Annotated in this window: 24 protein-coding genes; 5 read left to right on the forward strand and 19 right to left on the reverse strand. The window is 61.2% G+C overall.

Annotated features, from left to right (window positions below; all coding sequences use genetic code 11):
• Positions 1–27: 27 nt before the first annotated feature.
• From ABX74_RS21675 to ABX74_RS21710, 8 genes are all read right to left on the reverse strand, one after another.
• A complete protein-coding gene (locus ABX74_RS21675; protein WP_047889679.1) occupies positions 28–855 on the reverse strand; it encodes a potassium channel family protein in 828 nt (275 codons plus the stop codon).
• Positions 856–901: 46 nt separating this feature from the next.
• Positions 902–1819, reverse strand: a complete 918-nt coding sequence (locus tag ABX74_RS21680) for a diacylglycerol kinase (RefSeq protein WP_003940547.1) — start codon at positions 1817–1819, stop codon at positions 902–904.
• Positions 1816–3396, reverse strand: coding sequence for an FAD-binding oxidoreductase (locus tag ABX74_RS21685; protein WP_024487438.1), 1581 nt, complete (start codon positions 3394–3396; stop codon positions 1816–1818). The genes ABX74_RS21680 and ABX74_RS21685 overlap by 4 nt, the downstream gene beginning before the upstream one ends.
• 92 nt (positions 3397–3488) lie before the next feature.
• Positions 3489–4028, reverse strand: coding sequence for a DinB family protein (locus tag ABX74_RS21690; RefSeq protein WP_047889680.1), 540 nt, complete (start codon positions 4026–4028; stop codon positions 3489–3491).
• A gap of 158 nt (positions 4029–4186) precedes the next feature.
• The gene (gene htpG, locus ABX74_RS21695; RefSeq protein ID WP_019745254.1) at positions 4187–6115 is read right to left on the reverse strand and encodes a molecular chaperone HtpG; all 1929 of its coding nucleotides are present in this window, start codon (positions 6113–6115) and stop codon (positions 4187–4189) included.
• A 131-nt stretch (positions 6116–6246) separates the two neighbouring features.
• Positions 6247–7380, reverse strand: coding sequence for an acyl-CoA dehydrogenase family protein (locus tag ABX74_RS21700; protein ID WP_047889681.1), 1134 nt, complete (start codon positions 7378–7380; stop codon positions 6247–6249).
• A gap of 9 nt (positions 7381–7389) precedes the next feature.
• Positions 7390–8562 (reverse strand): acyl-CoA dehydrogenase family protein, encoded by a 1173-nt coding sequence (locus tag ABX74_RS21705; RefSeq protein WP_047889682.1) that lies wholly within the window; start codon positions 8560–8562, stop codon positions 7390–7392.
• A 28-nt stretch (positions 8563–8590) separates the two neighbouring features.
• Complete coding sequence (locus ABX74_RS21710; RefSeq protein WP_020909091.1) at positions 8591–9052, reverse strand: MaoC family dehydratase; 462 nt, start codon at positions 9050–9052, stop codon at positions 8591–8593.
• 93 nt (positions 9053–9145) lie between these two features.
• Between ABX74_RS21710 and ABX74_RS21715 the strand changes: the two genes are divergently transcribed.
• On the forward strand, positions 9146–9784 hold the full coding sequence (locus ABX74_RS21715) for a TetR/AcrR family transcriptional regulator (RefSeq protein ID WP_042925028.1): 639 nt from the start codon (positions 9146–9148) through the stop codon (positions 9782–9784).
• Between the two features lie 21 nt (positions 9785–9805).
• On the opposite strand, the gene ABX74_RS21720 is transcribed toward ABX74_RS21715, so the two are convergent.
• Together ABX74_RS21720 and ABX74_RS21725 are read right to left on the reverse strand one after the other, a co-directional pair.
• A complete protein-coding gene (locus ABX74_RS21720; protein WP_042952904.1) occupies positions 9806–10252 on the reverse strand; it encodes a MarR family winged helix-turn-helix transcriptional regulator in 447 nt (148 codons plus the stop codon).
• A 12-nt stretch (positions 10253–10264) separates the two neighbouring features.
• A complete protein-coding gene (locus ABX74_RS21725; protein WP_047889683.1) occupies positions 10265–10669 on the reverse strand; it encodes an EVE domain-containing protein in 405 nt (134 codons plus the stop codon).
• A 145-nt stretch (positions 10670–10814) separates the two neighbouring features.
• Between ABX74_RS21725 and ABX74_RS21730 the strand changes: the two genes are divergently transcribed.
• Both ABX74_RS21730 and ABX74_RS21735 read left to right on the forward strand, forming a co-directional pair.
• The gene (locus ABX74_RS21730) at positions 10815–11492 is read left to right on the forward strand and encodes a TetR/AcrR family transcriptional regulator (RefSeq protein WP_047889684.1); all 678 of its coding nucleotides are present in this window, start codon (positions 10815–10817) and stop codon (positions 11490–11492) included.
• Positions 11489–12409: a TIGR01777 family oxidoreductase gene (locus ABX74_RS21735; protein WP_019745262.1), complete on the forward strand. Its 921-nt coding sequence runs from the start codon at positions 11489–11491 to the stop codon at positions 12407–12409. Before ABX74_RS21730 ends, ABX74_RS21735 begins: the two co-directional genes overlap by 4 nt.
• On the opposite strand, the gene ABX74_RS21740 is transcribed toward ABX74_RS21735, so the two are convergent.
• The 6 genes from ABX74_RS21740 to prpD all read right to left on the reverse strand — a co-directional run bounded on the left by ABX74_RS21740 (position 12367) and on the right by prpD (position 18323).
• Positions 12367–12882: a MerR family transcriptional regulator gene (locus tag ABX74_RS21740; protein WP_021332012.1), complete on the reverse strand. Its 516-nt coding sequence runs from the start codon at positions 12880–12882 to the stop codon at positions 12367–12369. The genes ABX74_RS21735 and ABX74_RS21740 overlap by 43 nt on opposite strands.
• Before the next feature lie 10 nt (positions 12883–12892).
• Complete coding sequence (locus ABX74_RS21745) at positions 12893–13753, reverse strand: SDR family NAD(P)-dependent oxidoreductase (protein ID WP_021332011.1); 861 nt, start codon at positions 13751–13753, stop codon at positions 12893–12895.
• Between the two features lie 60 nt (positions 13754–13813).
• Positions 13814–14596 (reverse strand): enoyl-CoA hydratase, encoded by a 783-nt coding sequence (locus ABX74_RS21750; protein ID WP_031330816.1) that lies wholly within the window; start codon positions 14594–14596, stop codon positions 13814–13816.
• Between the two features lie 189 nt (positions 14597–14785).
• Positions 14786–15907, reverse strand: coding sequence for a bifunctional 2-methylcitrate synthase/citrate synthase (locus tag ABX74_RS21755; RefSeq protein WP_021332009.1), 1122 nt, complete (start codon positions 15905–15907; stop codon positions 14786–14788).
• Positions 15904–16821 carry a methylisocitrate lyase gene (gene prpB / locus ABX74_RS21760; RefSeq protein WP_021332008.1) on the reverse strand — a complete coding sequence of 306 codons (918 nt, stop codon included), beginning with the start codon at positions 16819–16821 and terminating at the stop codon, positions 15904–15906. Before prpB ends, ABX74_RS21755 begins: the two co-directional genes overlap by 4 nt.
• Positions 16821–18323, reverse strand: a complete 1503-nt coding sequence (gene prpD, locus ABX74_RS21765; protein WP_021332007.1) for a 2-methylcitrate dehydratase PrpD — start codon at positions 18321–18323, stop codon at positions 16821–16823. Before prpD ends, prpB begins: the two co-directional genes overlap by 1 nt.
• 167 nt (positions 18324–18490) lie before the next feature.
• Between prpD and ABX74_RS21770 the strand changes: the two genes are divergently transcribed.
• Both ABX74_RS21770 and ABX74_RS21775 read left to right on the forward strand, forming a co-directional pair.
• Entirely contained in the window at positions 18491–19912 is a 1422-nt protein-coding gene (locus tag ABX74_RS21770; protein WP_020909101.1) for a short-chain fatty acyl-CoA regulator family protein, read from the forward strand.
• A 67-nt stretch (positions 19913–19979) separates the two neighbouring features.
• Positions 19980–20975 (forward strand): endonuclease/exonuclease/phosphatase family protein, encoded by a 996-nt coding sequence (locus tag ABX74_RS21775; RefSeq protein ID WP_047889685.1) that lies wholly within the window; start codon positions 19980–19982, stop codon positions 20973–20975.
• Positions 20976–21045: 70 nt separating this feature from the next.
• Here the strand turns inward: ABX74_RS21775 and ABX74_RS21780 are convergent, their stop codons facing one another.
• The 3 genes from ABX74_RS21780 to ABX74_RS21790 all read right to left on the reverse strand — a co-directional run bounded on the left by ABX74_RS21780 (position 21046) and on the right by ABX74_RS21790 (position 24695).
• Positions 21046–22284 (reverse strand): HNH endonuclease signature motif containing protein, encoded by a 1239-nt coding sequence (locus tag ABX74_RS21780; RefSeq protein WP_021332005.1) that lies wholly within the window; start codon positions 22282–22284, stop codon positions 21046–21048.
• 114 nt (positions 22285–22398) lie between these two features.
• Entirely contained in the window at positions 22399–24306 is a 1908-nt protein-coding gene (locus ABX74_RS21785) for an alkyl/aryl-sulfatase (protein WP_047889686.1), read from the reverse strand.
• 68 nt (positions 24307–24374) lie between these two features.
• Complete coding sequence (locus ABX74_RS21790) at positions 24375–24695, reverse strand: SHOCT domain-containing protein (protein ID WP_019745273.1); 321 nt, start codon at positions 24693–24695, stop codon at positions 24375–24377.
• Positions 24696–24712 lie beyond the last annotated feature (17 nt).

Consider the following 24712-nt stretch of genomic DNA (forward strand, 5'->3'; position numbering starts at 1 on the left):
TCGTTCTATTGTTTGCTGCACTGCGGGTCAATTGTCCGAAGGTGCATGCTGCGCCACGACTCCCCTCGACGCCAGTTCGCGACGCAGCGAATCGGTATCGACGGACGCGAGATCGACTCGGTGCGTGCGGGTGGCCAAAGCTCGGACCTCCACGGACAGATCTGCCACCTGCTTACGCGTCGCGGCCTGCCCTGCCTCGTCCTGTTCCGCCACTCGCTCGACCAACCAGGAAGCGAGTGTGGCAGTCACGATGCCCAGCAATGCAATTCCGCCGATCATCAACGCTCCGGCGATCAGGCGCCCGGTTGTAGTGACAGGAGCCATGTCTCCGTAACCGACGGTCGTAACCGTCTCCATCGCCCACCACAACGCCGTCCCGTACGACGTGATGGCGGCGCCCTCAGCGTGCCGCTCGGCGTCGAGCATGGCCAGTGCCGCGACACCGATCAGCAAGGCCGTGGCCCCGGTGGCGTAGACAACCACTCGTCCACGCAAGCTTTGCCCGCTCGAGCGGTGGACTATTGCAAGCAGGGTGACCAATCGAAGGAGGCGCAAGGGACGCAGCATGGGTAGCACCACCATCGCCAAATCCAAGAGATGCCTGACGAACCAGCGACCGCGTGCAGGAGCCAACCACAGGCGAACTGCGTAGTCGACGGCAAATACGACCCACGAAGCCCACATGATCCATTCGGTCAGGCGATGCGGGAAGCCAGTCGGTTGCGCCAGGACTTGGTACGCGTACGCCACCAAGAACAGGCAGGCCGCAGCGGTCAAGGGGATGTCGGTGGTGAGCTGCCACCGCTCCGACGTCCACGCAGTGCGGCGGTGCACCGACTTCCTCGATTCGTTCATCCGAGAAGTCTTACACCACTGCTACCGCGTGACCGGCAGAACCGACTCAGATCCGAGTGTGCGTCAAGATGTTGAGCGCCATGGGAACTGCCTCGATCGTGATGGGCAACGGCCCCACCCGATCACCGTCCGCGTAGGCGATGATGCCCTCGGAGACCAACCGCACCTTCTTCGACCGATACGTCTGCACCGCATCCAAGGAGACGTGAGTTCCCTTGTACACCCGCGGAAACAGGCGCACCAGACGCAACCTCGAACCGTGCCCGACGACGGTCAGATCCAGCAACCCATCAGACTTCGACGCGCCCGGAGTGATGAGCATGCCGCCACCGTACGAGCGCCCGTTGCCGACAGCCACGAGCGTCGCGTCCACCGTGATGACCTCGTCGTCGAGTTCGATCCGGTACGGCAGCGGCTTCATCTTCGCCAACTCGGCGAGCATCGCCAAGTTGTAGCGCATCGGTCCCTTGGGCCACGACATCCGATTGGCCCGTTCACTGACCAGCGAATCGAATCCGCTCGCGATGATCGTTCCCGACCAGACGACGGAACCGTCGGCAAGCGTGATCTTCGCCAGGTCGGACTGCTGCACGACGCCGTCGGCGATCACATCGGCGGCTGCCTCGGGATCGCCTGTGGGAATGCCGAACTCACGGGCGTGATCGTTACCGGTGCCCGCCGGGATGAGTCCGATAGGAGTATCGGTCAACGCGGCAGCCTGCAATCCGATGCTGATGGCACCGTCACCGCCGACCACCACCAGCGCGTCGGTACCCTCCTCGATCGCACGACGCGCCAACTTCTTGGCGTCGTCGGCATCGGTTCCGATGATCTCGGTGACGGCAACTCCCCGAGCACGCAGTCGCGCAACACCTTTGCGTCCGGCTGCAGGCGCGTGACCATGTCCCGCCATCGGATTGATCAGGACGGTAACCTTCTCGATCTGACTGCGGGTTTCGGTCACGGAATCAGCTTTCCAGGATTGAGGATGCCGGCAGGGTCCACTGCATTCTTCACTGCGCGAAGGATATTCGCGCCCAATTCGCCGATCTCGTCCTTCATCCACGGGCGATGGTCAGCTCCGACTGCGTGATGATGGGTGATCGTGCCACCGGCGGCGATGATCGCATCGCCAGCGGCAGTTTTCGCCTTGTGCCACTGAGCGATCGGATCCTCGGTCTGCGCGCTGACTACTGTGAAGTACAGCGAAGCACCGGTCTTATAGGTGTGCGAAATGTGGCACATCACGAGCGGCTGAGTCCCCTGCTCGACGAGAGCCTTGGTCAGCGCTTCGGTGACCGAGGAGCGCAGGTTCGCGAGGTTACCCCAGGTGGTTGCTGTCTCGAGGGTTTCACACAGTGCGCCGACGTCGAGAAGAGCGTCACGCAGATACGGCGCATCGAATCGCCCGTGTTCCCAACTGTTTCCGGGCTCCTCACCGAGCGAAGTCCCACCGTGAGCGGTGAGAATTGCTCGGGCCTCCGCCATCCGTTCAGCGGTGTGCGAAGCGGTGCCCTCGTAGGTGGTGATGCCGAGGCAACCACCGGTGAAGGCGTTCTCGCCGATCTTGTCGGTGGTCGCCAGATTCACGCCGCTCTCGGCCTCGTCGGACAATCGCAGTACGGTCGGAGCCGATCCTTCCTGGACCAGCTCACGCAATGCTGCTGCGCCGGTGGCGAAGTCGGGGAAGCTCCACCCTTCGCGCACGGTGGTCTCGGGCAGGCGGTGAACCCGGACACGCACGTGCGTGATGACGCCGAATGTCCCCTCGGAGCCGACAAAAAGCTCACCCAGATCGGGGCCTGCGGCAGAGGCCGGCGCACGCCCGGTCTCGACCACACCGCTCGGGGTGACAACGGTGAGGCCCTGGACCATGTCCTCGAAGCGTCCGTATCCAGCCGACGCCTGCCCCGAAGACCGGGTGGCGGCAAACCCGCCCAGAGTGGCGAACAGGAAGCTCTGCGGGAAGTGCCCGACCGAGAAACCGTGCTCACGCAGAAGCTCCTCGGCCCGTGGGCCGGTGGTTCCGCCGCCGAACGTCGCAATGCCCGATTCCTCGTCCAACCCGACGAGCTGATCGAACCTGCGCAGATCGAGAGATAGAACTGCGTCGAACCCGTCACGAATGGGATCGAGCCCGCCGACGACGCTGGTGCCACCACCGAACGGGACCACTGCGATCCGGTTGGCAGAGCAGTATCGGAGAACCTGCTCGACCTCTGCGTCTGTCCCTGGAGTGACGACTGCGTCCGGTGCGTCCTGCGGCTCGGCGCTACGACGGCGAAGCAGATCCGGGGTGCTCTTGCCACCGGCCCGAAGGATTCGATCCGAATCCTCGGTGCTGACGTACTCGGCCCCGACCAGCCCAGCCAGCGCCTCGACGTGCGACTGAGCCAGGGCGGACGGAGTCACCTGAACGTCTTCGATGGCGAGGCGCGAGCGAGTCGGTGCGGACACACCGAGAAATCCGGTCAACAATGATGTGACTGCGTCCGACAGTTCACGCTTCTTGGCCGGATCGCCCCAGGCGTCCCACTGCATCGGCGGTTGCAAGGCAGACTTTTCGGTGCTCATAGACACTAGTGTTACATATTTGTGTGATGTGTAAACATCCCGGTTGATCGAGCTGTCGATCAACCCATCGTCTTCGAGCCGTCGATGGCTTCACGAAGCATGTCTGCGTGGCCCGCATGCTGGGCCGTCTCGGCGATGATGTGCAGCAATGCGCGCCGCGCTGACCAGCGAGCGCCGGCTTCGAACCACGGAGCGCTCGGAAGTGGATGAGAGATGTCGAGGCTGTCCAGCGAGGCCACCAACTGGTCGGTCCTGGCCGCGATCCCTTCGTACTCGGAAACGATGCTTGCCAAGGTTTCACCCTCGATCATGGCAAATTCGTTCGCCCGTTCCTGTTGCATCTCTTCCGACCACTGGGTCGGGTCGAAGTCCCCGCCAAGTCCGGCCGGGCCTTCCAGAATGAAGTCGACCCAACCCTTCTCCGCCTGACCCACATGCTTGATCAATCCGCCTAGGCACAGTTCGCTCACGGTCGGCCTCGAAGCAGCCTCCTCGTCGGTGAGGTCCTTGACCGTGAAGAGAAGGAATTCACGATGTTGACGCAGGCTCTGGAGGAGATCCGCGCGCTCGCCGGTGACGGTGGTGGTCGGTGCGTTCATGATGTTTTTCCTTCGCTCGTGGGTTCTTCGCCCTGTGAGAACTACGTTAGAAGTCATTGCGGACAGAAACGGTCCTCATTAGAAAACGATCAAAGAAAAAACTCCCGGCACTCACCAATGAGGGTGAGTGCCGGGAGTTCGAGCGAGCTAGAACGAGATCAGACTGTGCGGGCCAAACGATCGGCCAGCAGGCGCGTGAAGTGCGCCGGGTCGCTCAGCTCGCCGCCCTCGGCAAGCAACGCCATGCCGTAGAGCAACTGAGCCGTCTCAGTCAGGTTCTCCGCATTGTCGTTGGCGGCCTGCGCCTCCCGAAGACCCGAGACAAGCGGGTGCTCCGGGTTGAGCTCGAGGATGCGCTTGCTGTGCGGAACAGGCTGACCCGAAGCCTTGTACATCTTCTCGAGCGTCGGAGACATGCTGAACGCGTCGCCGACGATGCAGGCAGCCGAGGTGGTCAGTCGCGTCGAGAGACGCGTTTCCTTGATGTCGTCGGACAGGGTTTCGGTCAGCCACGTCAGCAGCTCGCCGAATTCCTTCTCCTTCTCTTCGCGCTCGGCCTCGGCCGCCTTCTTCTCGTCCTCGGTGTCGAGGTCGACCTCGCCCTTGGCGATCGACTGGAAGGTCTTGCCGTCGAAGTCCGAGACAGCGTCGACCCACATCTCGTCCACCGGGTCGGTGAGAACCAGAACCTCGAGGCCCTTGGCCTTGAAAGCCTCCATGTGCGGGGAGCTTTCGATGAGGTGACGGGATTCGCCCGTCATGAAGTAGATCTGTTCCTGGCCGTCCTTCATGCGCTCCACGTACTCGGCGAGAGTGGTCACGCCCTCTTCGCTGTTGGTCGAGGCAAACGAAGAGATGTCGAGCAGCGTCTTGCGGTTGTCGGCATCGGCCATCAGGCCTTCCTTGAGCGCGCGTCCGAACTCGGTCCAGAAGGTCGAGTACTTCTCGGGCTCGTTCGCCTTCATGTCCTTGATGGTCGAGAGGACCTTCTTGGTCAGACGACGACGGATGGCAGCGATCTGCCGGTCCTGCTGCAGAATTTCACGAGAGACGTTGAGCGAGAGGTCTTGTGCGTCGACCACGCCCTTGACGAAGCGCAGGTAATCGGGCACCAACTCTTCGCAGTCGTCCATGATGAAGACGCGCTTGACGTAGAGGTGGATGCCGGCCTTGCGCTCACGCATGAACAGATCGAACGGCGCCGTCGACGGAATGAACAGCAGCGCTTGGTATTCGAAAGTACCTTCGGCCTTCATCGGGATGACCTCGAGAGGCTCGTCCCAGGCGTGGCTGACGTGCTTGTAGAACTCCTTGTACTCGTCCTCGGACACCTCGTCCTTGGAGCGAGTCCACAGTGCCTTCATCGAGTTGATCGTCTCGGTCTCGATGGTGACCTCGGGCTCTTCGCCCTCGGCTGGCGTCGACGTCCGAGCGACATCCATGCGGATGGGCCACGCGATGAAGTCGGAGTACTTCTTGACCAGTTCCTTGATCTTCCATTCCGACGTGTAGTCGTGCAGGCCGTTCTCGGAATCCTCGGGCATCAGGTGCAGGGTCACGGAGCTGCCCTGCGGCGCCTCGTTCACATGCTCGAGCGTGTACGTGCCTTCGCCGGTCGACTCCCAGCGCGTCGCGTGGTCTTCACCGGCGCGGCGGGTCAGCAGCGTGACCTTGTCCGCCACCATGAACGTGGAGTAGAAGCCGATGCCGAACTGACCGATCAGTTCTTCGGATGCCGCTGCATCCTTGGCTTCCTTGAGCTTACGACGCACCTCGGCGGTGCCGGACTTGGCGAGCGTGCCGATCAGGTCGACGACCTCGTCACGCGACATTCCGATGCCGTTGTCGCGGATGGTCAGGGTGCGTGCCGCCTTGTCGATGTCGATCTCGATATGCAGATCGGAGACGTCGACGTCGAGGTCTTTGTCCTGGTACGACTCGAGGCGGAGTTTGTCCAGCGCGTCCGAAGCGTTGGAGATCAACTCACGAAGGAAGCTGTCCTTGTTCGTATAGATTGAATGAACCATCAGATCCAGCAGCTGACGTGTTTCTGCTTGGAACTCGAGCTGCTCGGTATGCGCGGTCACTTCGATCCCTTTCTCTTCTCGGACTGATCACAGGGATTTTACTCGACCTCGAATACCGCGGGCCGGCCCCCGCACAGACAAGGGAGGCCACGCGACCTGCGCATGACCTCCCGTTATCTTCACCCACCGATCTACTCCGTGACGTCAACCATCGAATAGTTCGAGACGCCGCCGGCCAGCACCCTGAGGTGATCGTCCGATGCGCCCAAAGTGTGTTCGATGGCCACCAGCCGCGAGACGTAGTGCCCGACCGGATACTCGGCTGTCATACCGATACCACCGTGCATTTGAATTGCTTCCTGACCGATCTGATGCGCGGCACGACCGACAGCCAGCTTCGCTCGCGACGCGATGGTCGGATCGATCACTCCGTCGGCGATGGCCATGGTCGCGTACAGACTCATGCTGCTCGCCAGTTCGAGCGCCACGTACATGTCGGCCGCACGATGCGTCAGCGTCTGGAACTTCGCGAGCGGAACACCGAACTGCTTGCGCTGCTTCAGATAATCTGTCGTCAGTCGCAGCGCCTCGGTCATGATTCCGATCGCCTCGGCGCACAGAGCTGCCTGCGCCCGGACCTCTGCTTCGACGATCGCCGCCGTGACATCGCTGCCCTCACCAAGTTGTTCGGCCGCGGCATCGGTGAACGTGAACTGCGCACCGCGACGGCCGTCGTGGGTGGCATACGTGTTCCGTGTGACACCTGAGCCCTCCGCATCCACCAGGAAGAGCCCGGTGCCGCCGCCTGGAAGTGTGGCGCTGACGACCACGACGTGCGCGCTGTCGCCCTGCAGGACCGGGTTCTTGACGCCGGTGATAGTCCACCCCGATCCCGACTGCGTCGCCGTGGTCGTGACGGTGGCGACCGGCCAGCGCGTGCCGGGTTCCGTATGCGCGAAGGCCGACAGAGTGGTCCCGTCGCTGAGCGCCGGCAGGAGCCGCGCCCGCTGATCTGCCGAACCGACAGCCGCGATCAAACCGCCGGGGATCAGAACACCACCCAAGTACGGCTCGGGTGCAAGCGCTCGGCCCAGTTCGGTCATCACGACCATGGTCTCGACCGGTCCAGCGCCCATTCCGCCGTCAGACTCCGCGAACGGCAGGCCGAGCAGCCCAAGCTCCGCGAACTGCTTCCACACCGCGGCATTCCATCCCTCGTCGGTAGCCGAGGTGGCGTTGCGCTTCTCCGCGTCGTAGCTGCGGTTGAGCAATTCACGCGTCGTGTCGCGAAGCATCGTCTGTTCGTCGTCGAGTTCGAAATTCATGTCAGATGCTCACAATCCGAGGATCGAGGAGGCAATGATGGAGCGCTGCACCTCACTTGATCCGCTGTAGATGGAAACCTTCCGGTAGTTCAAGTAGCGCGGCGCCGCCTGCTGCGCCCACTCCGGCGAGTCGATGTCGGCGATATCTACCGGCAGAGAGTCCGGTCCGGCGACATCCATCAGCAATTCCGTTGCTGCCTGCTGCAATTCGGAGCCACGGAGCTTGAGCAGTGAGGATGCCGGATTCGGCTTTCCGTCTGCCGAACTCGCCACAACTCGCAGTTGAGTCAGATCCAGTGCAAGCAATTCGTTTTCCAACTCGGCCAACCGAGCCGCGAACAACGGATCCTCGAGGAGGGTGCCGGTTCCGACGCGAACCTCCCGCGCCTTCTCTTTTGCCGTGGCGACAAGGGTTTTGGAGAACCCGACCCGTGTGACCCCCGTGCGTTCGTTACCGAGCAGGAACTTGGCGTAGTCCCAGCCCTTGTTCTCCTCGCCGACAAGATTTTCCGCAGGAACACGGACGTTGTCGAAGAACACCTCGTTGACCTCGACGCTGCCGTCGATCAGTTTGATGGGACGAATCGTGATGCCGGGAGTCGCCAAATCGATGAGCAGGAACGAAATTCCTGCCTGACGCTTCTGGGCACTGGCATCTGTCCGAACCAGACAGAAGATCCACTCGGCGTGCTGCGCGAGAGTAGTCCACGTCTTCTGACCGTTGACGATGTAATCCGCGCCGTCACGGACAGCAGCCGTCTTGAGTGAAGCGAGATCCGAACCGGCTTCTGGTTCCGAAAAACCTTGGCACCACCAGATATCGGCGTTAGCCGTCGCCGGGAGAAACTTCTCCTTCTGCTCCTGCGAGCCGAAGGCCGCGATAACGGGCCCAACCATGCTCACGTTGAACGGCAACGGGTTGGGTACCGACGCCAACTGCATTTCCTCGGAATAGATGTGGCGCTGAACCGGAGTCCAGTCCTTGCCACCCCATTCGACCGGCCAGTGCGGAACCGCCAGTCCGTGTGCGTTCAGAATCTGTTGGCCCGCAACGATGTCTTCACGCGTCAGCTTTCCGAATCCCGCTGCACGTGCACGAAGTTCGGGCGAGAATTCGGTGGTGAAGAACTTTCGCATCTCCTCGCGGAACGCAACTTCCTCAGCGGTCAATTCGAGATTCATATGGAGTCTGCTTTCTTCTGGCAGGATTTCAGAACAAGATTCGTGCGACGGTCTGCGCAACAACGGCTGGCTTGTCCACGCCTTCGATCTCGACGGTGTTGGTGATCTGACTCTGCAGCGAACCGTTCGGCAACTCTTCGATCGCAGAGAGCACTGCAGTGTTTCGAACCTTGGCTCCAACCGGCACTGGACTCGGGAATCGAACCTTGTCGGACCCGTAGTTGATGACCATCTTCGCCCCGTCGATGCGGTACACGGACTTCGACAGAAGCGGCAGGAGCGAGAGAGTCAGATACCCGTGGGCAATCGGACCGCCGAAAGGTGATTCACGCTTTGCCCTTTCGTCGTCGACGTGAATCCACTGATGGTCACCGGTCGCGTCGGCAAATTGATGGACCATCTCGCGGGTGACCTCGACCCACTCGCTCGAGCCCAGCGTTTCACCGACCGCCCCCAGGAGATCGGCCTTGTTCTCGAACACCCGCGTCATCTGATCCTCCACGTTCCCGAACACTGTTAGGTTAATTGGATAATAAACTCACGGTGTAAGGTTGTCCAGTACTTTCACACGAAAGGGTGTGCGATGGCGCGACCGCGGATTCCACTACTGAGCAAGCCGATCATCAGGGACACCGCCCTGAAATTGGTCGACGAGCACGGTTTGACCGACTTCTCGATGCGCAAACTCGCCACCGTTCTCGGCGTGCAAGCACCATCGCTGTACAGCCATTACGCCAACAAGGACGAGCTACTCGACGACGTCGCGAACGTCATCATGGAGTCCGTCGACGTGAGCGGCTTCGACTCTGACGATTGGCGCGGTGCGCTTCGCACGTGGGCGCGGTCCTACCACGCCGCCCTGGGCAAGCATCCCAATATCGTTCCCTACTTGGCCTACGGTCCGAGCGTCAGGCCCATCGCCCTTGACCGCGCCAACGCCATCCACGGCGGCCTGGTGCGGGCCGGATGGCCGCAGCGCACGGCAACACTGATCGGCGCTTCCGTCAAGTACGTGGTCATGGGTGCTGCGACGGCGACGTTCTCCGGCGGATTCGTAGACGATCCGGCGATCTACGCCGAGCGTTACCCGCACCTCACGCGAGCACATCTGTTGCGCGAGCGTGCTACGGAAATCGACGGTGCCAGTTTCGAACTCGCGCTGGAATCCCTGCTGGACGGGCTGGAAGCCAAATATGCACTGCTGCAGACCACTTCAGAGTAATTCCCTGAAAACCGGGGGTTGCTACTTTCGGTCGAGCATGCCGAGCATCGCAACGAAGGCCGCCTGACGATCCCCGAGAGCGGCAAAGAATTCCCGATCCGATGCTTCGACCGCACGATTTGCCTTGCCGGCCAGGGCCGCACCCGCCTGGGTCACCACCACCGAGCGTGCCCGAGCGTCGGTCGGGTGTGGACGTCGTTCGACCAATTTCTTGGATTCGAGGGTCCGTATCACCTGTGACGTCATCATCGGATCAGTGCGCGCATACTCGGCAAGATCGCGTTGAGTTATCGGCGTTTCCGCGTCCAGCCACGTCAGTGCGGCGAGTAGAACGAACTGCACGTGAGTCAGGTCGAAAGGCCGCAGCGCCGCGCGAATCGAAGCCTGCCAAGCATTGGTGACACGCCACAACATCAGACCCGGACTGTCGCCAGCATCCTCGAAGTCGGTTTCCAGTTTCTTCGCCACAGCGTCAGTGTGTCAGCTCGTTGCCGAGCGCAGAATCTCGACGTCGTTGCCATCCAACGGAATCAAGCCTCGGCGGAGCTGATACCCCCAATTCGGTGTCGAGGTCAATGCCAATCGACTCCGTACGTCGCCGAGAGGAACGGGCGTGAACTGCTCGTATCGCACTCGACGCCGAAACGGCTTGAAGCACCCCTCGTCCGCCTGCCAGATCTCACCCTCTTCGATCACCCCGAGGGCTGTGAACTCGCGCAACGGATCTCGATCACCAATGGACTCGACCGGCGAATAGTAGACAAGCACATCGCCCGCCTTCATCCGCGCCAATCCGGACCTCTTCCCGTGCCCGATCTGCGCGATCCCAAGATCCACTGCGCGACGCACATGTTCGGCCGAGACAACCCCTAACCAGGCGTTCATCGCCGACCACCTGGCGAACCGATCGCAAGTTCAATCATGAATTTAGTATGCGCGCTTATTATATTCCTCGCAACAGATCGACTCTTGAACGTGTTCAACTTCTAGGCGTACGCTGAACTTGAACACGTTCAAAGAAGGGGAGCCCATGAGCAGTCGCGGGATCGAAACCAGGGAAAAGCTGGTGGAAACAGCTTTGCGGCTCTTCCGCGACGAGGGCTTCGCAGCGACGACCATGCGCAAGATCGCGACCGAAGCGGAGGTCTCCCTCGGGAATGCCTACTACTACTTCGCCAGCAAGGACGAACTGGTTCACGAGCTGTATCTCGTCATCCAACGTGATCACCGAGAGCGTGCGCTTCCACTCCTACGGCAGGGTGGCTCACTCGCGGAAAATCTCGCGATCGTTCTGCACACCGGACTCGATGTCATGGGGCCATATCACGGGTTCGGTGGCGCGTTTCTGCACGTTGCCCTACCAACCGCATCGCCGTCCAGCCCGTTCTCGGCCGAGTCGAGCGATGCGAGATCGATGGCCGTCGAATTGATGCGCGAAGCACTGGCGGCGTCGAAGCAGAAGACGCCGGCGTCCTTGGAGACCCAGCTCCCAACACTCTTGTGGCTCAGCTATCTGGGCGTGACGCTGCACTGGGTCACCGACTCGTCTCCGGGGCAAACTCGTACCCGATCCCTGGTCGACGGCCTGGTCCCGATCATCGCCAAAGCGCTCACCCTCGCGCGGCTACCAGTGGCCCGCGGCCTGGTCGGCGACGTCGCCGCCCTGATGACCAAAGTCGTTTCTCCAGAGCGGAACAAAAAATCATGAAGACTGTCGTTGTATGTGGGGCGTCGGGTTACATAGGGCAATCTCTCCTTCGAGCGCTCGAATCGAACGGGGCCGAGATTCGGACGATCGGCCGCGGAGGAACGAGCGATGCCACCTGGTCCGACGAGCAAGGTGTCGCCGACGTACTCAGCGGCGCGGATCTGCTGGTCAACCTCGCCGGACGCTCTGTGAGCTGCCGATACAACAAGCGCAATGCAGACGAAATCTTCTCCTCCCGCGTGGAAACGACCGCACTGTTGGGTCGCGCACTGGCCCGTACACCGCAGCCACCCTCGCTCTGGGCGAATGCCAGTACCGGCACGATCTACCGAGACGCGCGGGATCGACCGATGGACGAGAAGAACGGAGAGCTGGGTAAGGGATTCTCCGTCGCGGTCGCGCGGGCGTGGGAGCACGAATTGTTCTCAGCCCCAACCCCCGTTCGCAAAGTGGCGTTACGAATGTCGATCGTTCTCGGAGCCGGCGGCGGAGCAATCAACCCCTTCGTGAACCTGGCCCGAATCGGTTTCGGCGGAAGAATGGGCGACGGACGACAAATGTTCAGTTGGATACATATCGCCGATGTCGTTCGCTCGGTCATCCACATCTACGAGCATCCGGAGATCTCAGGCCCGGTCAATATCGCATCCCCGTATCCGGTAACCAACACCGACATGATGCGGATGGTACGAGCGAAACTTGGCCGACAATACGGGTTTCCGACGCCGGGCTGGATGCTCGAGTTCGGCGCACGAATCGTCCGCACCGAGGCTGAATTGGTGACGAAGAGTCGCTGGGTTTTACCAGGGGTGCTCGCGGACAGCGGCTTCCAGTATCAATTTCCGACGTTGGAGTCTGCGCTGGAACAGATCGCTCAGGAGACCCCGCGAGGGCTGCTTCCGGTGACACTCGGCTGAGTATCGTGCTCTCCGGTCCGCCCGCCGTACGTCGCAATCTTGTACTCCGTCGCAGCCAAAGACAATGTGAGCTCCTTGATCTGCCGACGAACGGTGTCCCGGTGCTCGAGCAGCATGTCGAGCCTCTCCGGAACTGTCCCTTCACCGGCGTCGACCAGTTCAACGTAGTGCTGCAGGTCGCGAATCGCCATGCCTGAGATACGCATGCGGGTCAGAAACACCAGCCTGCGAATAGATTCCGGCCCGTACACACGATGTCCGCTCGAATCACGATCCACCGCAACCAAGCCGATCTTCTCGTAGTAGCGCAGGGTATGTGCCGAAACATCCAGCAGGTCTGACACTTCGGCGATCGACATCGGATCTTCGACGTCCCCTGCATCGACGAGCCGGTGAATGACCTCGATCGACATGGGCCCGTCCACTTCCCCAAGTGCCTCGAGCGCCTTACGCATCAAGTCTTCGGTAGCCATGACTCCCAGCCTAGAACGGGCGGACAGGTCCGGCAGCATCCGCGAAATCGGCGCTGCGAGCGAGGTCGGCCCAGACGGATACCTCGGCGAGATTCTTCCGATACGACGTGGATATCCGCTCCACGGCTTCCTTTCCCAGCGGCAGACGCAGTGGCACGTTCTCACTGTGTACCAGCGCATTGATGATTACCGCTGCTTTCTCCGGATCGCCCTCCTGAACACCGTCTGCCGCCGCCATGTCACGCAGAACAGGATCGAGCAAATCACGGTAGTCCGAGGATGATTCGGCGAAGCTCAGAACGCCAGGTGTGTTGAATGCTGTACGGAATCGGCTGGGCTCGACGATCATGACCCGGATGCCGAACTGCCCGACCTCACCGGCAAGGGCCTCCGACCAGCCTTCAATCGCGAATTTGGACGCCGAATACGCCCCGACGCCGGGAAACGACATGCGGCCGCCTTGACTGCTCATCTGCACGATCGTTCCGCTGCCCTGCGCTCGCATCGAAGGGAGGACGGCGCGCACCAACGCGGCGGGTCCGATCAGGTGCAGTTCCATGAGATCCCGCAAGGTCGAATCGTCCACCATCTCCGCCGCGCCGACCATCCCGCGACCGGCATTGTTGACCAGCACGTCGACACGACCGAAATGCTCGAGCGCATGTTCGACGACGCTGGGTGCCGCCGCGGTGTCGCGGACGTCGAACGTCACCGCCGAGAACCGATCCGGATGCTCCGACGCGATATCTGCAACGGACTCGGGCCTACGAACTGCCGCGACTACCGCGTCCCCGGTTCGAAGTGCGGACACTGCAAGCTCGCGGCCGAAACCCTGAGAAACTCCAGTGATGATCCAGGTTTTTGTTGTCATGGTGGGCAACGCTAGGGGTTAGAGCGCGCTCCAACGCAAGCCTTTGGTTCTACAGCCGAGCTACGCGCCGGCCCAAACCGGTCGCTCGCCGCGAAGGAAACCGTCGACACCGGCTTTGAAGTCGTCACTGCTGTAGATCATGCGCATCAGATCATCGTTGTCGGTGATCGATCGGGTCCTGATGCGGCGCAGGGACTCTCGAATCGTCCACACGGTCATCGGGGCAGCCGCAAGGAGTTCCCGCGATACCTGGGCAGTCAGGCTCGCGAACTCTGTCTCTGTTGCACAGTCGCTGAGGAAGCCGTTCCGCAGAGCCTCGTCGCTCGACATGACCCCCGCCCGAGCGACCAACGACATCAGACGCGAACTGCCGATCCTGTCCGCCAGCAACGCCACGGAATGGACCGACAACGAGTTTCCGAGTGTGCGCGCGATCGGGAGGCAGAAGCGGGACCCGTGCGTCGCGATCCGCACATCGCACGCTGCCGCTAACAACAGCCCGGCTCCCGCGCACACACCATCGATGACCGCCAGCGTGGGAACCCGCACTTTCTCGAGTTCGGTCAGCACGCCGACGAACCGACTTTCGTAGTCGAGCCCGTCATGAAAACTCGAGAAGGTCTGAAAATGGCGTATGTCGGAACCCGCCGAGAACGCCTCTCCCCCAGCACCTCGGAGAGTGAGTAACCGGATCTCGCGGTCGGAGTCGGCGCTCCGGCAGGCTCCGGCAATGGCGTCGTACATCTGAGGAGTCAGTGCGTTGTGTTTCTCCGGCCGGTTGAACACGACGTCAAGCGTCTCGCCACGACGGATGATCGAGATGTCTTCGTGCGTTTCAGTCATGACACTGACGCTATTACCGACAAGGAACAAACGAAACACATTGCACTCGAGTATCTTTGCGAATATTCGGTGCGAAGTTGCAGATAGTGCGAACGGAGAAGCGTCGACGAGGCCAGGAGACGGTGATGCCAGAACCGAACCTCGCCGACGCAGCATTAGTGGGGTGTCATGCCACGATTGTTGAAAGCGTTATGCCACAACGGTCCGCTGCGGCACACCGGAGTACTGACTCAGCGGCCTGATCAGTGCGTTCGACTGCCCCTGCTCGATGATGTGCGCCGTCCATCCGGTGATGCGGCTCATCACGAAGATCGGCGTGAACATCTCGACGTCGAAGCCCATGAGGAAATACGCAGGGCCCGTAGGGAAATCGAGATTCGGCTTGATTCCGGTGGCACTGACCATCGTCTTCTCGAGGATCTCGTACATCTGCACCCACTTTTCGCCGTCAGTGCAAGCAGCGACGTCGACGAGCGCCTGCTTCATGGTCGGCACTCGCGAATCACCGTTCTTGTAGACACGGTGCCCGAATCCCATGACCTTCTCTTTGACAGCCAACTTCTCCGACATCCAGGCTTCTGCGCGGTCGGGGTCGTCGATCTCGAGCATGTCGTGCATGACAGCTTCGTTTGCGCCGCCGTGCAACGGGCCCTTGAGCGTGCCGATCGCAGCCGTCACTGCGCTGTAGATGTCCGAAAGTGTGGACGTCACAACACGAGCGGCGAACGTCGAGGCGTTGAAGGAGTGCTCCGCATACAGGATCAGCGAGACCTCGAAGGCCTTCACGATCGCCGGCTCCGGAACAGCACCGAAGCACATGTTCAAGAAGTTTTCGGCGAAACCCAGGTCCGACTGCGGCGCGATGGGATCCTGGCCGCGCCGGCGGCGGAAATCGGCTGCGACGATGGTCGGAAGCACAGCCGTCATCCGCAGTGCCTTGGCCAGATTGGCCTTCTCCGAGTTGTCGTCCTCCGCCGGATCCTCGGCGCCGAGGTAGCTGATCGCCGTACGGACCACATCCATGGGGTGGCAGTTGTCCGGCATCTTGGTCAGGAGCGAGAGCAGTGATCGATCGGCACGGCGAGCCGCACGCTCACGCAGACAGAGCAATTCGAGCTGCTCGGGTGTCGGCAGTTCGCCGTACCACAGCAGGTGCGCAACTTCTTCGAAGCTACAATTCGCGGCGAGGTCCTGCACTGCGTAACCGCGATACGTCAACGAATTCGTCTCGGGCACTACCTTGGAGATAGCCGTCGTGTCGACGACAACCCCGGCCAAGCCCTTGTAGATCGTCGGAATCTGTTCGGTCATGTCCTACTCCCCTCCACGCTGAAATTGAAAATGCCACTGTCGAATTCGTTGTAACGCTCGTACTCGAGAATCTCGTACAACCTGCTGCGCTGCTGCATCTCGCCGAGCAGTCCTTCTTGCGTGCCCTCCGCAAAAATCTCGCGCAGACCCTTTTCGATAGCGAACATCGCCAGACGAAGGGTGGTCACGGGGTAGATGACGGCGTTGAAACCGATCTCTTCCAATGTCTTCGCCGAAATGAGGTTCGACTTTCCGAACTCGGTCATGTTGGCGAGCAACGGAGTGTCGACTGCTGCGCGGAACTTCTCGAAGTCGGCCTCGGTGGCAAGAGCCTCTGTGAAGATCAAATCAGCGCCGGCATCCGCGTAGGCCTTTGCTCGCTCGATCGCTGCGTCGATACCGTCGATTCCGGCAGCATCGGTGCGCGCGCAGATGACGAAGTTCGGGTCACGACGTGCCGAGACTGCAGCACGAACTCGGCGAACCATGTCTTGGGTAGGCACGATCGCTTTGCCGTCGAGGTGCCCACAGCGCTTGGGGTTGATCTGATCCTCCAGGTGCAGACCGGCTATACCGTCGTCCTCGAAGACCGTGACCGTGCGGGCAGCACTCATGGGTTCACCGAAACCGGTGTCGGCATCGATCAGCGTCGGGAGGTAGGTGACCCGCGCGATCTGCTTGCTGTGGGCGGCGACCTCGGTCAACGTGGTCAGCCCGATGTCGGGAAGCGCCAATCCGGCGGAATACGCACCACCCGAAACGTAGACACCTTCGAACCCGATTTCCTGAATGAGCTTGGCTGTCAACGGATTGATCGCACCGGGGAGTCGTTGAATCTTTCCGGACGTCAGCCCGGCCCGGAAGGCAATCCGCTTGTCGGCTGCAGACGTCGATGCGGCAATGAGGCCCGTCATCAGAAGAGTCCCTTGGCGACCTTGGGGGCCCGAGCGAGAACGTCTTCGGAAACGGTGAAGGTCAGCTGATCGAGTTCGCCTGCCTTCAAATCGGCGGTGCGCTGAGCCGCGTCGAGGAAGCGGTCCTGTTCGCTCGGCTCGATGACGCCCTCGGCGAGGGTGCGGAACTTCGCGACGTACTGATCGCGAGCGAACGGACGTGCGCCGAGCGGGTGTGCATCGGCCACCGCAAGCTCGTCGACGATGACCTCGCCGCTCTTCAAGGTGATCTCGGCGCGAGCACCGAAAGCCTTCTCGTCCGGGTCCGTCGAGTGGTAACGGCGTGTCCATTCGGGATCTTCGCGCGTGGAGATCTTGTTCCACAGCTCGATCGTGTCGGGGCGCTGTGCACGCTCGGGCGCGTAGGAATGCTCGTGGTGCCACGTACCGTCCTGCAGCGCAACGGCAAAGATGTACATCACCGAGTGATCGAGAGTTTCGCGTGATGCGGTGGGGTCGAACTTCTGCGGATCGCCGGAACCGGTGCCGATGACGACGTGGGTGTGGTGACTGGTATGCAAGACGATCGAGGCGATCTGGTCGAGATCGCCGACGCGAGAACGCATCCGGCGTGCGAGGTCGATCGGCGCCTGGCTCTGGTACTCCGCGGAGTGTTCCTTCGTGTACGAGTCGAGGATGGCGCGCTTCGCCTCACCAGAACCCGGAAGCGGAACGTGGTACTCCTTGTCCGGGCCACCGAGCAGCCAGGCGATCACGCCGTCTTCGCCTTCCCAGATCGGTGACGGCGCACCTTCACCGCGCATCGCACGGTCGACTGCCTCGACGGCAACCTTGCCGGCCAGCGCCGGCGCGTAGGCCTTCCAGCTGGAGATCTCGCCCTTGCGGGACTGCCGTGTAGCCGTCGTGAGGTGCAGCGCCTGACCGATTGCCTGGTAGACCGTCTCGGTGCCCAGGCCGAGCAAGGTTCCGATACCTGCCGCGGCCGAAGGGCCGAGGTGTGCGACGTGATCGATCTTGTGCTCGTGCAGGCAGATAGCCCGAACCAGGTCGATCTGGATCTCGTAGCCAGTCGCCAGACCACGAATCAGGTCTTTGCCGTCACGCCCGGCGTGCTGAGCGACGGCAAGGATCGGCGGGATGTTGTCACCGGGGTGCGAGTACTCGGCGGCCAGGAACGTGTCGTGGAAATCGAGTTCACGAACCGCTACGCCGTTTGCCCATGCGGCCCATTCAGGCGAGAAGGTACCCGAGATACCGAACACGGTGGAACCGGGTGTGTACGGATGAGACTGCGCCTGCGCACGCGCATTCACTACGGGGCGGCGCACCAGGGAAGCTGCGGCAACTGCCGCGTTGTCGATGATCCGGTTGACGATCATGTCGGACGTGGCGTCGGTGACCTCGACGGAATCCGTCGCAACTTCCGCGATCTTCCACGCGAGGTGGTCTTCCTTGGGGAACTCTTCGGCAGAGCGGTGGGTGCGTACGAGATGCGTCTTCATCGATCCTCTTCTCACGTGCTTCGGTATCTATTTGCACGCTACGCAGCTCATTAACCTCGGGATAGGCCCTCGCAACTGCCTATTTGTGCAATAACGATCCTGCAATGTTGCGAATGTTGCGAATGGCTCCTCGGTAGGGTGAACGCGATCGGCACCGAGGAGATTCGATGAAGAAGATGTACGCGGGAGCGCGGCTGCGACGGCTGCGGGAAGAACGAAACCTGTCACAGTCCGCACTGGCGAAGGCACTCGAACTCTCCCCCAGCTATGTCAATCAACTAGAGAACGATCAACGACCGCTGACGGTCCCCGTCCTTCTCAAGCTCAACGCCGAGTTCGATCTCGACGTGCAATTCTTCGCCTCCGATTCCGACGCACGCCTCGTGGCTGACGTTCATCACGCCTTGGCCGAAACCTCGGAATCCGGGGAGGTATCGCTGGCAGAGGTAGACGAATTGGTGGCCCGAATGCCCGCGGTCGGACGCACCCTCGTGATGTTGCACCGTCGTTTGCACGCCGCAACCGAGCAGTTGGACCAGTTCTCGACGCAATTGTCCGGCGAGGCCGCATCTGATGTGTCGCTCGTACCCATGCCCTACGAGGAGGTTCGGGACTTCTTCTACGACCGAAAGAATCACATCGCCGTTCTGGACGACGCTGCCGAGCAGATGTTCGTGGACAACGGATTGTCCGTTGGCGCAGTGGATTTGCAACTGGCACGACTACTTCGCGATCAGCACGGCGTCACCGTGACGATCCGTACCGACGAACCAGACAAGCTCGGCCCCAAGCGTTTCTACGATCCGGACAAGTCGGTACTCACCCTCGCCCGTCGTCTGTCGGCAGGGCAACGCGCGTTCCAGATCGCGATGCAGTTGGCCTTCTTCACCCAAGCCGACGTGATCGATTCTCTTGTCGCCGAGGATGAATCATTGAGTGCCGAATCCGCAGCTCTCGCCCGCATCGGACTCGCGCATTACTTCGCCGGCGCGCTACTACTGCCGTACACCCAATTCCTGGAATCCGCTGAGGCCTTGCGATACGACATCGATCTGCTGAGCCTCAAGTTCGAGGTCGGCTTCGAGACCGTCTGCCACCGGTTGTCCACACTCCAACGGCACGGCCAGCGCGGCATTCCCTTCTTCTTCGTCCGAACCGATCGCGCCGGAAACATCTCGAAGAGACAGTCCGCTACCGCTTTTCACTTCTCCAGAGTCGGCGGCAGTTGCCCGCTGTGGGTCATCCACGAGGCGTTCGCGAGCCCAGGGCGCATCCTCACCCAGGTCGCGAAGATGCCCGACGGCCGGACATACCTCTGGGTGGCGCGCACTACCCACAGCGGCGGGCTCGGGTACCTCGCCCCCGAGCGGAACTTCGCCGTCGGACTCGGTTGCGACATCGGCTACGCCGATCGCATGGTCTACTCCCACGGAATCCAGACGGACGACCCCGCGACCATCGTGCCGATCGGCGCGGGGTGCAAAGTCTGTGACAGACCGGCGTGCTCTCAACGCGCCTTCCCCCAACTCGGCCGCTCGATCTCCGTCAGTCAGAACAGCAGCAGCCATCTGCCGTATCCGCAACAGTAGGGCGCAAACAATAGGGCGCACCGACTCCACCTGCGCTTCCCCGGAGCTACGGCGCCTTTCTGCTTCGATGGATGTCATGCAACCCGATACCGTGACCCCTCGTCGACTGGTTCTTCGCCGCCTTTCGGCCGTGGTTGGTGTGGCCGGAATCGTGACGGGTTTGGTTGCCTTGATCGCAACTCAGCTGGACGTCGATCACAACATCGTGATCGTTCTGGCGTCAGTGGCACCCTTGTTGATGATTGCTCCGCTGATCGGTGCCGTCGTCTCGGGTATCGGGCGTCAGTGGATCGTATGTGCCGCATCCCTTGTCGTCCTTGCACTGTTCGGATGGTCTGTGAGCCCGCTGTACATCGGCGGAACTGGGGAGTCGACGTCTGCGAACGGTCCATCGATTCGGTTGATGCAGGCCAACTTGATGGTCGGTGCAGCGGATCCGGAGTCGCTTGTGGCGATGGTCCGCGAACGCAACGTCGACGTGGTGACGGTCCAGGAGTTGACGTACCAGGAAGCCGAAGCGCTCGAAGCCGCCGGGCTTGAAGAGGTTCTGAGCCACCAGTTCCTGATCCCCTACGCCGACGGCGGTGGCGGGGCCGGAATCTACAGTCGCTTTCCTCTCTCCAATCCACGTAGCCTCGACGGGTTCTCACCCGAAACGCTGTCCGCAGAGCTGAATGTCGGCTTGGCGCAGCCAGTCACATTGTTCGCCGTGCATCCGGCACCTGCGTACATCTCGCCGGCTTCGGTGTGGGCGGCCGAGCAGCAGAAGCTTGGGTCTTACATGGACGAAGTCGCCGGGATGGACAATGTGATAGTCAGCGGCGATTTCAATGCGTCGCACTCGAACAAACAGTTCCGGAATCTCCTCAGAAACGGATACACCAGCGCCGCCGATCAATTGGGTTCCGGCCTGATCCCGACGTACCCGACCGACAAGTGGTATCCGGCGGTGGTCGGTATCGACCACATCATCACCAAAGGCGCCGTGGCGACATCCTTGGAACGGATCGAGATCGAGGGATCCGATCACCACGGCCTGATTGCCGACATCACGTTGTCTTGACTAAATCCTGGATTGAGCAAGCACCGGGGCATTGTTGTGCCCCGGTGCTCGCGTCTTCAGTTGTCGCGATTCACGCCGCGGTGGGCGGACTGTTCCCGCCGATCGGCTGCTGATACGGATCGATCGACATCGGTGGATAGAACACCGACTTCCGATCCGGGCCGATCTCCACCCGCCACTCCGTGTGGTGCATCGTCCGATGATGATGACCGCACAACAAGATCAGATTATCGAGATCCGTTGGGCCACCATCACCCCAGTGAACAATATGATGAGCATCGCACCACCCCGACGGAGTCCCACACCCCGGAAACGCACACCCACCATCCCGAACCGCAAGAGCCCGCCGCTGCGGCACCGTCGCCGTTCTCGCTTCCTTACCGCAGTCGAGCGGAACACCATTCTCATCCAACAAAATCCGCGTCACGGTGCAGTCGCACGCCAACATCCGGGCAGTATCGATACTGATCGGGCCCACCCAATCCGTCCACGCAAATCCCAGCTCCTCGGTGGACGGCAACAGGTCTTTCAGAACTTTAAGGTCCGTCATGTCTTTCGCGGACGCGGTGACCGTGATGTGCGGTTTCACCCCGCCCTCGATCGGACCCAACCCCGCCCGCTCGTACCGGCGCAACAACTCGCAAAACCCGTCCGCACGCCGTAGCGCCGGAGTACGCGTGTCCTTGACACCGTCCTTCTCCGGCGTCGGCGCCGACAGGCTCGACAGCAACGTGATCAGACGGGCCCCGTTCACAGCATCCAGATCACCCTTCACAGTGACCCTCCCGTACAAGCCTTTCGAGGCGTAGAACTCGTTCCGCTCCGAATCCTCCCCGACCGGAACACCGTCCTCGCGCTTGCCGTACTGCTTCTCGATCCGCCGGATCGCCGCCCGCACCGCATCACAATCCGCAATGTTCTTCGACGCCAACCCCAACAGAATCCCGCGAGCCTTGTCCACATCCGCCGGCGTCATGTTCTTCGGTGGATGCTGACAAAACGACGCCACCTGACGCGCCTTCAACGCATCAACATCACCCCGGTGAAACGCATCCGCCACAACAGGTTCGAGCATCAACAACCGCGCCAACCCGACCAGCAGACTGCACTCACCGATCTCCAAATTCGTCGAACCATGCAACCACTGCGCGATCGCTCGAAAACCCTTCCCGCCGAGAACCTCACGGGAAAACATCTCCACGATCAACAACACAAACCGCGATTGCAACTCGTGCCGGACACGCACCAGATCCAGAACCTCACCCTTGAGGCCCTCGCCATCCAGCTGCCACGCATCCCGACTGTCCATGCCGAAAGTTTAATCGAACACACTTTCGATAACCAGAGACAAAACGGACAACTTCACGAGCGCCCAGAACTCGAGACTCGTTGAAATACAGCCTCATTCGACTGCCACACGCTGCTACGTCGGCGTGACTATCGCAAAGTTCGGATCAGGCTCGTCGAGGTGCCCCGCAAGTTCTGCGAGCTTCGCCGGGTCGCCGGCCACCGTGATACTGCCATTCGCAATCTCGGCGCCCAGGTCCGCACCACCGAGCAGCACACCGAGTAAGCCGAGACGACTCAAACTGAACGTCGCATCCACAGACCCGGCATCTGCAGACCCACCTTCCACGTCGAAATGGATCAGCACTCCGTTGCTCAGTTCCGTTCGGTGCACGATGTTTTCGTCGGTGATGTTCCAATCGATGACGATGTGGGAATTCGCTGCACTCACTCCGTCGACGCGGAGCGACACGGCGTCGAACACCTGCTTCACCGACAACGCTGCGGTGATATCAGGAGCTGCAGCAACTGTGGGCGTACCCACCGAACCGTTGCGCAGTTCGTATGCACCGGTGAGGTAGAAGTTTCGCCAGGTGCCGTTCTCTGCGCCGTACCCGAGTTGCTCGAAGGTATCGGCCTGCAGGGTCTTGGCCTCGGCGTTGTCCGGTTCAGCAAAGATGACGTAGTTCACCACCTGCGCGACCCACCGAAAGTCTCCGCTCTCGTACGATTCCCGAGCTTTTCGGAGCACCTCTGCCGATCCGCCCATGAACTCCACGTGACGCTTGGCCGATTCGACGGGTGGATGCTCCCACAGGTGCGCTGGGTTGCCGTCGAACCATCCCATGTAGCGCTGGTAGATGGCTTTGACGTTGTGACTGACGGAACCGTAGTACCCGTGTGTGTGCCACGCCTGCGCCAAGGCGGCTGGCAGTTCGATGGATTCGGCGATCTCTAGACCGGTCCACCCCTGATTGATTCGACGAAGGGTCTGATCGTGAAGGTACCCGTAGAGATCGCGCTGCAATGACATGAACTCGGTGAGCCGTTCGGTCCCCCACGTCGGCCAATGGTGGGATGCAAACACGACGTCGGATCGTGAGGCGTAGCGATTGATCGATTCGGTCAGGTACGCCGACCACACATGCGGATCTCGCACCAACGCTCCACGAAGTGTCAGTAGGTTGTGCAGATTATGAGTTGCGTTCTCCGCCATGCACAGTGCGCGAAAGTCCGGGAAGTAGAAGTTCATCTCGGACGGCGCCTCGGTGCCTGGGGTCATCTGGAACTCGATCCGAACGCCGTCGATCGTCTCTGTATGACCAGTCTTCGAGATCGACACCGTCGGTGAAATCAGCGTCGGTGTACCGGTGGAGGTGGTCTGGCCCAATCCTGCACCGACGCCACCTCGAGGACCTCGAGGCAATGCCGCCCCGTACATGTATGCCGCGCGTCGAGCCATTGCCGTTCCCGCATAGACGTTTTCCTCAACGGCATGCTCCACGAATCCGGTTGGGGCATAGATCACGCATCGCCCGGCAGCGACGTCGTCTTCGGTGGTCACCCCCTTGACCCCACCGAAATGGTCGATATGCGAATGCGTGTAGATCACCGCGACAACCGGTCGATCACCACGATGCGCCCGATACAACGCGAGACCAGCGGCCGCGGTTTCCCGAGAAATCAGTGGATCGATGACGATGATCCCGCTCTCCCCCTCGATAAGGGTCATATTCGACAGATCGAGGCCGCGTATCTGATAGATCGAATCCGTCACCGCAAATAGCCCTTGCTTGGCCACCAACCTCGATTGACGCCACAAGCTCGGATTGACGGTCGGCGGGCACTCTTCATCCAGGAATGAGTACGAGTCGTTGTCCCACAGCACTTTTCCGTCGGGTCCGGTTACCACGCCGGGATCGAGCGCGCCGATGAACCCGCGCTCGGCATCGGTGAAATCGGTCTTGTCGGAGAACGGCAGGGTCTCGGTGACTCGGGAGTTCGCCGCTTCGATTGCGGCCGATGCTGCGCGTGGGTCGATCATAGATCAGCCTTTCATGCTCAATTGTCCAGTGTGGTAAACCCGTTCAAGGCTTCAAGAACCAGCGGGCACTAGCTCAGCAACTGCGACTTTGCCGCGGCGAACTCCGCGTCGGTCAACACGCCGGACTGATGAAGCTGACCCAGCTCCTGCAGCTTGGAGACCAGATCGTCCGCGCCAGAAGGGGGAACGGACTGCACGGGTGCGACCTGCGGCGGCGGCTGTTGCTGCTGGTACTCCTGCTGGTATTCCTGCTGCTGCTCGCTGGCCTTCCGTTGACTCCGTCGATCCATGGCGTTGGACGTCGCTTTTGCGGTTCCAGCCACTACCGCAGTGCGCGCCACCGTGCCGAGCAACCCCGGCCGCCCTCTGCGTCCACCTCGAAAAACCATGCCGAACTCCTTGGGTA

Origin of the sequence: Rhodococcus sp. ARP2 (assembly GCF_001029585.1) — a bacterium.
Lineage (GTDB): Bacteria > Actinomycetota > Actinomycetes > Mycobacteriales > Mycobacteriaceae > Rhodococcus_F > Rhodococcus_F erythropolis.